Annotated in this window: 13 protein-coding genes; all 13 read left to right on the plus strand. The window is 61.6% G+C overall.

Going from position 1 to position 13,965, the window contains the following annotated elements; all coding sequences use genetic code 11:
- The coding region (locus BSF40_RS17415; protein WP_095966208.1) for an ABC transporter permease at nt 1–687 on the plus strand (687 nt) is incomplete at its 5' end.
- A 2-nt stretch (nt 688–689) separates the two neighbouring features.
- A complete protein-coding gene (locus BSF40_RS17420; RefSeq protein ID WP_095965994.1) occupies nt 690–2,336 on the plus strand; it encodes an ABC transporter ATP-binding protein in 1,647 nt (548 codons plus the stop codon).
- Nucleotides 2,337–2,345: 9 nt separating this feature from the next.
- Nucleotides 2,346–3,056 (plus strand): NAD(P)H-dependent oxidoreductase, encoded by a 711-nt coding sequence (locus BSF40_RS17425; RefSeq protein WP_095965995.1) that lies wholly within the window; start codon nt 2,346–2,348, stop codon nt 3,054–3,056.
- A 344-nt stretch (nt 3,057–3,400) separates the two neighbouring features.
- Nucleotides 3,401–4,747 (plus strand): outer membrane beta-barrel protein, encoded by a 1,347-nt coding sequence (locus BSF40_RS17430; RefSeq protein ID WP_095965996.1) that lies wholly within the window; start codon nt 3,401–3,403, stop codon nt 4,745–4,747.
- An 87-nt stretch (nt 4,748–4,834) separates the two neighbouring features.
- Entirely contained in the window at nt 4,835–6,145 is a 1,311-nt protein-coding gene (locus BSF40_RS17435; protein ID WP_095965997.1) for an ABC transporter substrate-binding protein, read from the plus strand.
- Nucleotides 6,146–6,170: 25 nt separating this feature from the next.
- Nucleotides 6,171–6,896, plus strand: coding sequence for an ABC transporter ATP-binding protein (locus BSF40_RS17440; RefSeq protein ID WP_095965998.1), 726 nt, complete (start codon nt 6,171–6,173; stop codon nt 6,894–6,896).
- A 3-nt stretch (nt 6,897–6,899) separates the two neighbouring features.
- Nucleotides 6,900–7,592, plus strand: coding sequence for an ABC transporter ATP-binding protein (locus BSF40_RS17445; protein WP_095965999.1), 693 nt, complete (start codon nt 6,900–6,902; stop codon nt 7,590–7,592).
- Nucleotides 7,593–7,594: 2 nt separating this feature from the next.
- Nucleotides 7,595–8,458 carry a branched-chain amino acid ABC transporter permease gene (locus BSF40_RS17450; protein WP_095966000.1) on the plus strand — a complete coding sequence of 288 codons (864 nt, stop codon included), beginning with the start codon at nt 7,595–7,597 and terminating at the stop codon, nt 8,456–8,458.
- Nucleotides 8,458–9,486: a branched-chain amino acid ABC transporter permease gene (locus BSF40_RS17455; RefSeq protein WP_095966001.1), complete on the plus strand. Its 1,029-nt coding sequence runs from the start codon at nt 8,458–8,460 to the stop codon at nt 9,484–9,486. Before BSF40_RS17450 ends, BSF40_RS17455 begins: the two co-directional genes overlap by 1 nt.
- A 184-nt stretch (nt 9,487–9,670) precedes the next feature.
- Complete coding sequence (locus tag BSF40_RS17460; RefSeq protein WP_095966002.1) at nt 9,671–10,600, plus strand: LysR family transcriptional regulator; 930 nt, start codon at nt 9,671–9,673, stop codon at nt 10,598–10,600.
- Between the two features lie 240 nt (nt 10,601–10,840).
- Nucleotides 10,841–11,335, plus strand: coding sequence for a hydroxyquinol 1,2-dioxygenase (locus BSF40_RS17465; RefSeq protein WP_095966003.1), 495 nt, complete (start codon nt 10,841–10,843; stop codon nt 11,333–11,335).
- A gap of 47 nt (nt 11,336–11,382) precedes the next feature.
- A complete protein-coding gene (locus BSF40_RS17470; RefSeq protein ID WP_008053564.1) occupies nt 11,383–12,402 on the plus strand; it encodes a hypothetical protein in 1,020 nt (339 codons plus the stop codon).
- Nucleotides 12,403–12,495: 93 nt separating this feature from the next.
- Nucleotides 12,496–13,959 (plus strand): aldehyde dehydrogenase family protein, encoded by a 1,464-nt coding sequence (locus tag BSF40_RS17475; protein WP_095966004.1) that lies wholly within the window; start codon nt 12,496–12,498, stop codon nt 13,957–13,959.
- Nucleotides 13,960–13,965 lie beyond the last annotated feature (6 nt).

A 13,965-nucleotide genomic window follows, 5' to 3' on the forward strand; every position in this document is an offset into this window, starting at 1 on the left:
GAGCCGTGGGGCGGGCAGTTCCTGTTGGGCACCGATAACCTGGGGCGCGACATGTTCAGCCGCCTGGTCTATGGCGCGCGCAACACCCTGGGCATTGCCTTCCTCACCACGGTGTTGGCGTTTTTGCTCGGTGGGTCCTGCGGCTTGATCGCGGCGATCAAGGGCGGCTGGGTCGATCAGGGTTTGTCGCGGGTGGTGGACATCCTGATGGCCATTCCGCAACTGATCTTCGCCTTGCTGATCCTCAGCGTGGTCGGCACCACCGCAACGTCGCTGGTGTTGGTGATTGCGCTGCTGGATGCGACCCGGGTGTTTCGCCTGTCGCGCGCGGTGGCCATGAACGTGGTGGTGCAGGACTTCGTCGAAGCCGCGCGCCTGCGTGGTGAGGGCCTGTGCTGGCTGGTGACCCGCGAGGTGCTGCCGAACGCCGCAGCGCCACTGATTGCCGAGTTCGGCCTGCGCTTCTGCTTCGTGTTCCTGTTCATCAGTGCCTTGTCGTTCCTCGGCCTGGGCATTCAACCGCCCACCGCCGACTGGGGCAGCATGGTGCGCGACAACGCCGTGCTCATCACCTTCGGCGACATCAGTCCGTTGCTGCCCGCCCTGGCCGTGGCCTTGATCACGGTCAGCGTCAACTTCGTCGTCGACTGGATGCTGCATAAATCCAGCGGCCTCAAGGAGTGCTGAACATGAAGACTGCAAAACCTTTGCTGGAAATCCGCGACCTGCACATCGAAGGCCATTACGAAGACGCCTGGCATCCTCTGATCAAGGGCATCGACCTGACCCTGCAACGGGGCGAGGTGCTGGGGCTGATCGGCGAGTCCGGCGCGGGCAAGTCGACCCTCGGCCTGTCGGCCATGGGCTACACCCGCGACGGTTGCCGGATCACCGGCGGCTCGGTGCACTTTGACGGCATCGACCTGCTCAAGGCCAAGCCTGAAGCCCTGCGCAAACTGCGGGGGCTGCGCATTGCCTATGTGGCACAGAGCGCGGCGGCTTCGTTCAACCCGGCCCATCGGCTGATCGACCAGCACGTCGAAACCGCTGTGAAAAACGGCGGCATGAGCCGCGACCAGGCCATGCGCGAGGCGGTGGAACTGTATCGGGTGCTGCGCCTGCCCAACCCCGAAACCATCGGCCAGCGCTATCCGCACCAGGTCTCCGGCGGCCAGTTGCAGCGGGTCATGACCGCGATGGCCATGACTTGTCACCCGGACCTGATCATCTTCGACGAACCGACCACGGCGCTGGACGTCACCACCCAGATCGAAGTCCTCGCCGCCATTCGCGACGCCGTGGCGACCTATGGCAGCGCGGCGATCTACATCAGCCACGACCTGGCGGTGGTCGCGCAGATGGCCGACCGCATCATGGTGCTGCGCCACGGCAAACTGGTGGAAGAGGCCGAGACCCGCAAGATGCTCGGTGACCCGCAGGAGGACTACACCAAGTCGCTGTGGGCGGTGCGCAGTTTCCGCACCGAACCCAAGGCTTGCCCGCAACAGGAGCAACCGCTGCTGGAGCTGCGCAACAGCTGCGCCAGTTATGGCCGGCAACCGGTGCTGCACGACGTATCGTTGAAGCTGTATCGCGGCCAGACCCTGGCGGTGATCGGTGAATCCGGTAGCGGCAAGAGCTCCACGGCGCGGCTGATCACCGGCTTGCTGCCGCCGACTTACGGCCAGGTGCTGTACGACGGCGAACCCTTGCCGGCGGACTTTCGTCAACGCAGCAAGGAACAACTGCGGCGCATCCAGATGATCTACCAGATCCCCGACACGGCGCTGAACCCGCGTCAGCGCATCGTCGATATCATCGGTCGGCCATTGACGTTTTATCTGGGCCTCAAGGGCAAGGCCATGCGCGCACGGGTCGCCGAGTTGCTGGAAATGATCGAACTCGACCCGGCGACCTTCATGGAGCGTCAACCCCGGGAACTGTCGGGCGGGCAGAAACAACGCATCTGCATCGCCAGGGCCCTGGCGGCCGATCCGCAACTGATCATCTGCGACGAAGTGACCTCGGCCCTGGACCAACTGGTCGCCGAAGGCGTACTGAAATTGCTCAACCGCATCCAGCAACAACTGGGTGTCGCCTACCTGTTCATCACCCACGATGTTGCTACTGTGCGGGCGATTGCCGATGAGGTATTGGTGATGCAACGGGGCAGGGTGGTGGACCACGGCTCGCGCAGCCAGATCTTCACCCCGCCGCACCAGGACTACACCGGGCTGCTGTTTTCTTCCGAACCGCAAATGGACCCCGACTGGCTCGACCGCTTGCTGGCCACACGCGCTTGCACACCTTCAACCGATACGCTGGAACACGTCTAAGGAACCACCATGAAAGTACTGATCGTCCACGCTCACCCGGAGCCGCAATCCTTCACCGCCGCCCTGCGTGACCAGGCCGTCGCCACCCTCCAGGCTCAGGGCCACGAAGTGCAGGTCAGCGACCTGTACAAAATGAACTGGAACCCGGTGGCCAGCGACGCCGACTTCTCGAATCGGGAAAACCCCGAGTACCTGGTCTACGCCCTGGAACAACGCCTGGGCGTGAAGAGCCAGTCGCTGGCGCCGGACATCCAGGCCGAACTGGACAAACTGCTGTGGGCCGACCTGCTGATCCTCAACTTCCCGATCTTCTGGTTTTCCACCCCGGCCATGCTCAAGGGCTGGATCGACCGGGTGCTGGTGTCGGGCATCTGCTATGGCGGCAAGCGCTTCTACGATCAGGGTGGATTGGCCGGCAAGAAAGCGCTGGTGACCGTGACCCTGGGTGGCCGTGAACACATGTTCGGTGAGGGCGCGATCCACGGTCCGCTGGAGGACATGCTGCGGCCGATCCTGCGTGGCACGCTGGCTTACGTCGGCTTCGATGTGCTGGAGCCGTTTGTGGCCTGGCATGTGCCGTACATCAGCGAAGAGGCGCGCCAGCAGTTCCTGGTTGATTACGGCCAGCGCCTGCAACACCTGAGTGATGATCAGCCGTTGGTATTCCCGAAGCTGTCGCAGTTCGATGACAAGCTTTATCCACTGACCACCAATGCCTGATCAACATCGCTAACCCTGTGGGAGCGGGCTTGCTCGCGAATACGATGGCACAGTCAACATTGATGTCGGTTGACCCACCGCCTTCGCGAGCAAGCCCGCTCCCACAGTTTGAACTTCAGTGCATTCGAATACCCGCGCCATTGTTCTGAATACGCAAACACTGAAGTCGCCGAGAATGGAATTGTTGGTGCAGTGGCGGGCTTGTAGCCTCCATTACGCCGAACACCACGATCCGCCAACGATCGGGTGGAGCTCAAGCCAGGGCTCATCAAGACGTCATACCTTGCTTTCGGCCTCATGCCCCTTCGGGGGATTGGCGCCTAATAAAAATAAGGAAGGCAGGTATGAGTATTCGTGCATGGGTTTGCGCAGCAACCCTGTTCGCGCCCGTTCTGGGTGCCGACGTTTTGTTTCCCTCTATGGCGCTGGCAGCAGACGATCCCATGGGCTCGCTGGTGCGCAATGTCTTCGGCGACAGCCTTGAGCGTGAACACGGGATCAAGATCTACGGCTGGGCTCAGGCCGGAGTGATCTATAACAACAACGGCACGGATGACGTCAGCAAGCAGAGCTTCTTCAATACCGACGAAGGTGTGAACCTCAACCAGTTCGCCCTGGCCGTGGAGAAGAAACCCAAGAGCAATGTGATCGGCCGCGTCGGACCGTTTCCCGGCGCGATGCCGCAAGAAGCCGATTGGGGGTTCAACGTCACGGCGCTGTACGGGAAGGATGCGCGCTTCTTCAAGACCTACGGCTGGGACGAAGACCTGAGCGTCAACCGCGACAACAAGCCTGAAGATCCGGCGTTCACCGTCGCCCAGGCTTACGTCAACTTCTACTTCCCCGTGCTTGGCGGTTCGGAGTTGATGGTCGGGATTTTCCACACGCCGCTGGAAAACGAAATCGGTTTCGCCTTGCCATCGCCGGCACCGACCGACTTCTACACCCACACTTACTCCTTCATGCACGGCCCGGCCAAACATGCCGGGGCACTGTACTCGTTCAAACTGCCTTCGGAGCCGGGCGAAAGCATGCTCGGCTTCGAGCTGGGCGTGGTGCAGGGCTGGAACAACCTGCAGGACCCCAATCACTCGCCGGACGTGATCGCCAACGTGCGCTGGCGCTCGGCGGACTTCGGCACCTGGATCGACTGGGAAAACATCTATGGCAATGGCGCTGGCGACAGTTTCGCCGAATGCAGTTGTGGCTCGCCGCTGCCGGCGGGCACCAAGGATGACGACTACAAGCGTCTGGCGTCTTACCTGACCCTGTCGCAAGTGCTCGACCCGAACAACCGCGTGGCGCTGGAGTTGAACTACGGCAAGCAGGAGCAGGGCGCCTTCGCCGGGTTCGCCAACAAGAACGACGCCACCTGGTATGGCACGGACGTGAACTGGTACCACAAACTCAGCGAAAACCTGATGTGGAACAGCCGCGCCGAGTGGTTCTACACCGACGCCCCGGTCCACGTGATGATGGCCAACATCGACCCGAACACCGGGATACCCGATCCGACCTGGGGCAGTTTCTACGGCGTCACCACCAACCTGGCCTGGACGCCGAAACCCAACGTGCGCCTGCGCCCGGAACTGCGCTACGACATCCATTCAGGCCCCGGCCGCGATGCCTATGCCGACGGCGAAAAGGATTCGCAAGTGGTCGCGTCGTTCGACGTCAGTTTCTTCTTCTAAACGGATTTCCCTGCTTTATCCCTGACCCTGCGTGATGGCCCGGCCACACGTGGCGACCCCGTTCGTCCAGGCTTTTGGAGTACTTACATGACAGACAACAACGATAAAAACCTGTTAGGCCGCGACTTCTCCCGCCGTGATTTCCTGCGCAGTACCGGTATTGCCGCCGGTGGCGTGGCACTGGCAAGCATGCCGTTCACCTTTGCCATCGGCGGTGAGCGGGTGATCAAGCTCGGATATGTCAGTCCGCAGACCGGGCCGTTGGCGCCCTTTGCGGCAGCCGACAACTACATCATCGAGTCGCTCAAGCAAGTGCTGAAGAATTCGATCAACGTTGGCGGCAAGGCCTATCGCCTGGAAGTCATCGTCAAGGACAGCCAGTCCAACCCCAACCGCGCGGCGGAAGTGGCGAGCGAGCTGATTCTCTCGGACCAGGTCGATCTGATGCTGGTGTCGTCGACCCCGGAAACCACCAACCCGGTGTCCGACCAGTGCGAAATCAACGAGATTCCGTGCATCTCCACGGTGGCTCCGTGGCAACCGTGGTTCTTTACCCGGGGCGGCAAGCCGGAGCAGGGCTTTGAGTGGACGTACCACTTTTTCTGGGGCCTGGAAGATGTGATCGGCACTTACAGCGCGATGTGGGGCGCGATGCCGTCGAACAAAGTGGTGGGCGGTCTGTTTCCCAATGATGGCGACGGTAATGCCTGGGGCGATCAGAAGCTCGGGTTCCCACCGGTACTGGCGCAAAAGGGCTTTCAATTGGTCGACCCTGGCCGCTTCCAGAGTCTGACCGACGATTTTTCCGCGCAGATCGCCGCGTTCAAAAAGGCTGATGTCGAGATCGTTACCGGCGTGGTCATCCCGCCGGACCTGAGCACGTTCTGGACCCAGGCCCGGCAGCAAGGTTTCAATCCGAAAGCCGTATCGGTGGGCAAGGCATTGCTGTTTCCGACGGCAGTCGAGGCATTGGGCAAGGCCGGCAACAACCTGTCGACCGAAATCTGGTGGAGCCCGACGCACCCGTTCAGCTCGTCATTGACCGGCGCCAGTGCCGGCCAATTGGCCCAGGGTTTCACCCAGGCCACCGGCAAGCAGTGGACGCAACCGTTGGGGTTCGTGCATGCCCTGTTCGAACTGGCAGTGGACATCCTCAAGCGCACCGAAGAAATCGGCAACGCCCAAGCGGTCCGTGATGCCTTGCTCAAGACCCACCTCAACACCGTGGTCGGCCCGATCAACTGGAATGGCGGACCGGTGAAGAACGTCGCCAAGACGCCTCTGGTCAGCGGCCAGTGGCGACTGGGCAAGGACAATAAATACGACCTGATCGTGACCAGCAATGCCACCGCCCCGGCGATTCCGCTGGGCGGCGAGATGCAGGCCATTACGTATTGATCGCGCAACAGGACACGGGTGCACCATGCAACAACCACTTCTGCAAATGACCGATGTGCACAAAAGCTACGGCTCGGTGAAGGTCACGGATGCCATCGACCTGACCCTGCAACCGGGTGAAGCCCTGGGTATCATCGGCCCCAATGGCGCGGGTAAAAGCACGCTGTTCAACCTGATCGCCGGTGGCGTGGCGGCCGACAAGGGACAGATCCATTTCGAAGGCCGCAACGTCACCCGCGAACCTGTGTTCAAGCGCTGTCAGCAGGGCATCGGCCGTTCCCACCAGATTCCGCATCCGTTCGTGAAAATGACCGTGTTCGAGAACCTGTTGGTGGGCGCAACCTTCGGTGCACGGCTGCGTGACAACGAAGCCAGCCAGTGGTGTGCGCAGACGCTGGAACTCACTGGCCTGATGCGCAAGGCCAACGTGCTGGCCGGCTCACTGACCTTGCTCGACCGCAAGCGCCTGGAAATGGCCCGGGCCTTGTCGACCCAGCCGCGCCTGTTGTTGCTCGACGAAATTGCCGGAGGCCTGACCGAACCGGAATGCCTGGCACTGGTGGAAACCATTCAGGGCATCCACAAGTCGGGTGTCGCCATCATCTGGATCGAGCACATCGTGCACGCCTTGCTGGCGGTGGTCAGTCGCCTGACGGTGATCAACTTCGGCGCCAAATTGGCCGAAGGCGAACCGCGCAGCGTGATGGCCGACCCTCGGGTCCAGGACATCTACATGGGCATCGGGAGCTGACGCATGCTGACCATCGAAAAACTCTGCGCCGGCTACGGCGACTTTCAAGCGCTATTCGACATCAGCCTGACCCTTGAGGCGGGTGAAACCGTGGCGATCATCGGCTCCAACGGTGCGGGCAAGTCGACGTTCCTGCGCTCCTTGGCCGGGTTGATCAAGAACCAGCCGAGCGCCATTACTTTCAAGGGGCAGGCCATTGGCGACATGGCCGCCAATCAGGTGCTGGAGCGCGGCATCGCGCTGGTGCCGGAGGGCCGAAAGCTGTTTCCGTCCCTGAGCGTGGAAGAAAACCTGCTGATCGGCGCCTACAGCAAACGCCCGGGACCGTGGACGCTGAAGCGCATCTATCAGCTGTTCCCGGTGCTGGAAAAACTGCGCAAGCGTCCGGGCACCGCACTGTCTGGCGGCCAGCAGCAAATGGTCGCGATTGGCCGGGGCCTGATGGCCAACCCGCACTTGCTGTTGTGCGACGAAATCAGCCTGGGCCTGGCGCCGACGACGATCAAGGACATCTACGCCGCATTGCCCTCGATCAAGGCCGACGGCACCACGGTGATTCTCGTCGAGCAGGACATCAATCAGGCACTGAGTGTGTGTGACCGCTTCTATTGCTTCCAGGAAGGGCGCGTGTCCCTGACCGGCCGGCCTGGGGATGCGGACAAAGCACAAATCAAAGCCGCGTATTTCGGGATCTAGTGATGGAATGGCTCAATACTTTGCTTCAAGGCATGTTGCTCGGCGGCCTGTACGCGATGTTCGCGGTGGGGCTGTCGCTGATGTTCGGCATCATGCGTCTGGTCAACATCGCCCATGGCGACTTCATCGTGCTGGCGTCGTACCTGGCACTGCTGGTGGTCAATCACCTGGGGTTCAGCCCGTTGGCGAGCTTGCTGATCGTGGTGCCGCTGATGTTTTGTTTCGGCTATCTGCTGCAACGGCTGTTGCTCAACCGCACGCTGGGCACGGACATCCTGCCGCCGTTGCTGGTGACGTTCGGCCTGTCGATCATCGTGCAGAACGTGCTGCTGGAATTCTTCAGCGCCGACAGCCAGAAACTGGCTCAAGGCGACCTGGAGGTGGCCAGCGTCGGCATGGGCAGCCTGAGCGTCGGCGTGATGCCGCTGATCGTGTTCTGCAGTGCGCTGCTGATCATTGGCGGCCTGCAATTGCTGTTCTACAAAACCTCGTTGGGCCGGGCGTTTCGTGCCACCTCTGATGACCAGCACACCGCACGGCTGATGGGCGTCAACAACGCGCATATTTTCGGCCTGGCCATGGCGCTGGCGATGGCCGTGGTGTCGATTGCCGGCGTGTTCCTGGCGATCCGCACCAGTTTTGACCCTACGGTCGGGCCGGCGCGGCTTTTGTACGGCTTCGAAGCGGTGATCATCGGCGGCCTGGGCAGCCTGTGGGGCACGCTGGCCGGAGGGGTGATTCTCGGCGTTGCGCAAACCCTGGGGGCAAAAATCGATCCCGGCTGGCAAATCCTCGCCGGCCACCTTGTATTTCTGCTGATCCTGGTCGTGCGCCCGCGTGGCCTGTTTCCCCGGAGTGTCGACTGATGAATGCCTTGAACAATCCCGCGCTCGCTTATCGCGTACAACGCACGACCACCAGCAGCACCATCGGCCTGTCGTTGCTGGGCCTGTGCATATTGATCTTGCTCAGTGCACCCTTGTGGGCCGATCGGGCGAGCCTGCGCCTGGTGGTGGAGTTCGCCTATTACCTGGCGTTGGCGCAAATGTGGAACCTGCTGGCGGGCTACGCCGGCATGGTTTCGGTAGGGCAGCAGGCCTTCGTCGGTCTGGGCGGCTATCTGCTGTTTATGCTGGCGAGCCAGTTCGGTGTACCGCCCTTGGTCGCGGTGCTGCTTTCAGGCGTGTTGGTGGCGTTGCTGGCGATTCCCACGGCGCTGATCGTGTTTCGTCTGCGTGGCGCCTACTTCGCCATCGGCACCTGGGTGGTGGCGGAGGTCTTCCGTTTGGGCCTGGCGCAGATGAGCAGCCTGGGTGGCGGGTCGGGGCAAAGCCTGCCGGCAGCGATTGTGCGGCAGATCGGCAATGACCGGGACGGGCGCGAAACGCTGATCTACTTCACTGCACTGGGCATCGCCATCGGCGCCGTGGCCGTCGTGTTTTTTCTGCTGCGCTCGCGTCAGGGTCTGGCCCTGGCATCGATTCGTGATTCCGAGCCGGCATCCGGCAGCCTCGGTGTGGATACGTTCCGCACCAAACTGATGGTCTACGTACTGGCCGCCGGTTGTACGGGCGTGGTTGGGGCGCTGATCTTCCTGCAAAAGCTGCGCATTTCTCCGGATGCGGCGTTCAACCTGCAGGACTGGACGGCGGTGGTGATCTTTATCGTGATCATCGGCGGCATCGGTACCCTCGAAGGACCGTTGATTGGCACGCTGATTTACTTCGTGTTGCGCGGCTGCCTGGCGCAGTACGGTGCGGTGTACATGATTATCCTCGGCGTGGTTGCGGTAGTGATGATGCTCAAGGCTCCGCAAGGGGTGTGGGGACTGATCAGCGAACGCCTGGGCTGGCAGGTGTTCCCGATGCAGCGACGATTGTCCGCCCGGCCATGACCTGTAGGAGAGAGCCCGCTCGCGATGGACGTTAACGATAACGCTGGGTACCTGACACCCCGCGGAGTTCTCAAGTCCATCGCGAGCAGGCTCGCTCCTACAGGCAGGTTTTCGCCCTGGAAGTGGAGCGACAGGCTAACCTCGCTGTTCATACAAGAACAAAAACATCCAGAGAACCTGCCCCATGGATCGTTTACTCAGTGTCGAAGCCTTCGTGCGGGTTGCCGAAACCGGCAACTTCGCCAAGGCGGCCCAGCAACTGGGCGTGACCCGTTCGGTGATCACCCACCGCATCCAACAGCTGGAGCAATTCATCAATGCGCCGCTGTTCCATCGCAGCACCCGCCATGTACGGCTCTCCGAAGTGGGCGAGACCTACTACAAGGAATGCGCGGACATGGTCGCGGGCTTCAACTCGCTGACCGAACACATGCGCGAACTGCGGGCCAAGCCCACTGGCAAGCTACGGGTGCAGATGCTGCCGGGTTTTGCCATCGGTCACTTCGGCCGCATGCTGGCCGAGTTCACGCGCTTGTACCCGGACATCGAAGTGGACGTGATCGTCAACGACCGGGTGGTGGACCCCATCGAAGAAGGCTTCGACGTGGCGTTCCAGATGTTCCCCCCCATGGCCGAAACCCTGATCGAGCGCAAGCTGTTCAGCGTGCGTCGATTGTTCTGCATGTCGCCCGATTACGCCGGCGAGTTCGGTGTACCGACCCATCCCCAGGAGTTGCTGCAACACAAGATCGCCCTGTACGAAGGCTATCCGTCACGCAACCGCTGGATCTTCACCCGCGACGACGAGCAAGTGGAGCTGAGCCTGCCGGGCCAGGTGCGCTCCAACTCGGTGCATTTGCTGCGCGATTACGCACAGACCGGTGTGTGCATTGTCTGCCTGCCGACCCTCGTGGCCAGCGATGACTTGCTCAGCGGCCGGCTGATTCCGGTATTGCCGGATTACGCACTGTCCTCGTTCAATTTTTCGGCGGTGTATCCCGCCACCCAGCGTCGGGCCTTGAAAGTGCGTACGTTGATCGACTTTCTGGTGGACAACTTCGGCGATGAACCATGCTGGGACAAGCCCTTGCTGGAACGTGGCTGGGTCCGCTGAGCCCATACACGAACCCTGTGGGAGCGGGCTTGCTCGCGAAGGCGGTGTATCAGACGACATTTGTGTTGACTGACACTCCGCCTTCGCGAGCAAGCCCGCTCCCACAAGGATTGCGATTGAGCAATGACGCCAGTGTTTGCGTTTCGCAAACACTGTTGTCGCCGGTCCTCTAATTGTTCGCAGAGCGGGTGCGACGTACTGTTGGCTCACTGTTACTACAACAACAAAACGGTGAAAACCATGAGTAGCGCTGCAATCGAAACGGTCTTCGGCTCGCTGGACAACTACACCAAAGGGTCGGTTGAAATCATCAGCGGCCAGGCCAGCCACTATGCCTTTTCCAACATTTTCGAAGTGGCGGATAAATCCCTCCCTTATGAAAAAGTCGTGGTGGGTTTCAACCTCGGCTACGTCGTTGAATCCATCCGTGCCGAAGGCCAGTCGCCCTGGTACACCGCAGCACACGACGAATTCGCCATCGTCATGGACGGTGAGGTTCGCGTGGACTTCCTCAAGCTCGATGCGCCGTTGAAAGCCGGCGAGGGCACGCATCTGGCCGGTGACGTACCTGCAGGCAAACCGATGGGTTATGTGTTGCTCAAGCGCGGCCATCAGTGCCTGTTGCCGGTCGGCACCGCTTATCGCTTCGAAGCCAGCCGCCCGGGTGTGATCCTGCAGCAGACCATCAAAGGCCCGTTGTCGGTCGAGAAATGGGCCGACATCTGCTTCAAGTGATCTGCCACGCCGACCGTCCAACCCACAACAACAAGAGAAATTCCGCCATGGCCATGCTTGAAACCGCTGCCGACACCGCCCACCTTGCCGACGATGAAGTCCAGGCCAGCGCGCCCCATGCCGTCACCGGCTACCGCTCATTCAAACTCGGCGCCTTCGAACTGTCGCGCGACGAGTATTTCGCCCGCATCACCTGGCCGGCCAAGGGCCAGACCCGCTCGCACCTGATTCCGGTCGACGCCTTCCTGCGCGCCATGATGCGCGACGTGGCCTGGGGCTTTTTCTATGGCTGGGTCAACTTTGACCACGTCATCGGCACCCGCAACTACTACGGCAAGGTCGACCTGTACGCCGGCACCTTCAACGGCACGCTCAAGGCGGCCGGGGTCAATTACACCGAAAACTTCGAAACGCCGCTGATCATGGCCACCTTCAAGGCCATCCTGCGCGACTGGACCAACGCCACCTTCGACCCCTTTGCCGCCCCGGAAGAAACCGGCAGCGCATTCGGGCGCAAGAACGGCAACAACATCGAAGCCATCGAGCGCTCGCGCATCGCCACCAAACGCATGCCGGGCCTTAAGGATGACTCGCCGCTACGTGACGACCTGCCGGTCAACCGCCAGTTCATCGATGTGCCGCAGGACGAACCGGAGGTCCACGCCGCCGAAGGCTTCGAAGGCGAATTGCATGCCTTCAACCTGTTCAAGTACCTGTCGCGCTCTGACGTGACCTGGAACCCGTCGGTGACCTCGGTGTGCAAGGCCAGCCTGTTCTGCCCGACCACCGAGGAGTTCATCCTGCCGGTGTTCCACGGCAACGACCGCATCGAGTGGTTCCTGCAGATGTCCGACGAAATCATCTGGGACGTCGGCGACAAGGACGACGGCAATCCCCGTGCGCGCATCACCATGCGTGCCGGCGACATCTGCGCCATGCCCGCGGACATCCGTCACCAGGGCTACTCGACCAAACGCTCGATGCTGATGGTCTGGGAAAACGCCACGCCAAACCTGCCGCAACGCTACGAAAGCGGTGAGCTCAAGCCGTATCCGATCGAGTTCTAGGACCTCGTGTCCGGCCCGGCTTCGCGCCGGGCAATGCGTTCAGCAATCACTTCGTCAAACACTGCGCCAGCCGCGCGGTGCGAGGAAACCATTATGCAAAATCAGCTCTATATCGATGGCCGCTTCGTGGATGCCGTCGCCGGCGGCACCATCGACGTGGTATCACCCCATGACGGCTCGTTGATCACCCGCATCGCGGCTGCCGAAGCCGCTGACATCGACCTCGCCGTGGCCGCCGCCAAACGTGCGTTCCCGGCCTGGTCGGCGCTGGGCGCCGCCGAACGCGGACGCCTGTTGCTCAAACTGGCGGACCGGATCGAAGCGTGCAGTGAGGAACTGGCGCAGCTCGAATCCCTCAATACCGGCCACCCGATCCGCGATTCCCGTGGCCTCGACGTGCCGCGCACGGCGGCGTGCTTCCGTTACTTTGGTGGCATGGCCGACAAGATCGAAGGTTCGGTGATTCCGGTCGAAGCCGGGTTTCTCAACTACGTGCAGCGCAAACCGATTGGCGTGGTGGGGCAGATCGTGCCGTGGAACTTCCCGCTGATGTTCACCAGCTGGAAAATGGGCCCGGCGCTGGCGGCGGGCAACACCATCGTGATCAAGCCTTCGGAAATCACCCCGTTGTCGACCTTGCGCATTGTCGAGCTGATGACGGAAGTCGGTTTCCCCAAAGGCGTGGTCAACGTGGTGCCGGGCTTCGGCCATACCGCCGGGCAAGCGCTGGCCGAACACCTCGATGTGGGCAAGATTGCCTTTACCGGTTCGACCGCCACCGGGCGGCGGATCGTCGAAGCCTCCAAAAGCAACCTCAAGCGCATCCAGCTGGAACTGGGCGGCAAGGGCGCGAATATCGTGTTCGAAGACGCCAACCTGGACGCGGCGGTCAACGGCGCAGCCTGGGCGATCTTTCACAACCAGGGCCAGGCCTGCATCGCCGGTTCGCGGCTGATTCTGCACAAAGACATCGCTGATCAATTCCTTGAGCGTTTCATTGCGTTGGCCAAGTCCATTCGCCAGGGCGATCCGCTGGACCCGGACACCGAAATGGGCCCGCTGACGTCGGCGCTGCACCGCGACCGGGTGATGGCGTACATCGATATTGCCATCGAGCAGGGTGGCAAGGTCCTGACCGGCGGCAAGGCACCGGATGGCCAGGCGTTGGCCAATGGGTTTTACATCGAGCCGACGGTGGTCGAGGCCAAGCCCGGTGACCGCGTTTGCCAGGAGGAAGTCTTCGGCCCGTTTGTGACCGTGGTGCGTTTCAGCACTGACGAAGAAGCCCTGGCGATTGCCAATAGCTCCGAATACGGGCTGGGCAGCGGCCTGTGGACGCAGAATTTGAGCCGCGCGCACAAGATGGCCGACGCGATTCACGCCGGCATGTGCTGGATCAACTGCTACAAACGGGTCAATCCGGGCAGTCCGTTTGGCGGTGTCGGTCAGTCCGGTTATGGCAGGGAAATGGGCTTCGAAGCGATCCACGACTACACCGAAGCCCGTTCGGTCTGGGTCAATGTCGACGCCAACATCCCGCCGTACTACAAGCGCTGAGGCCAG

It is taken from the genome of Pseudomonas sp. ACN5, from assembly GCF_002303975.1.
GTDB lineage: Bacteria > Pseudomonadota > Gammaproteobacteria > Pseudomonadales > Pseudomonadaceae > Aquipseudomonas > Aquipseudomonas laurylsulfatiphila.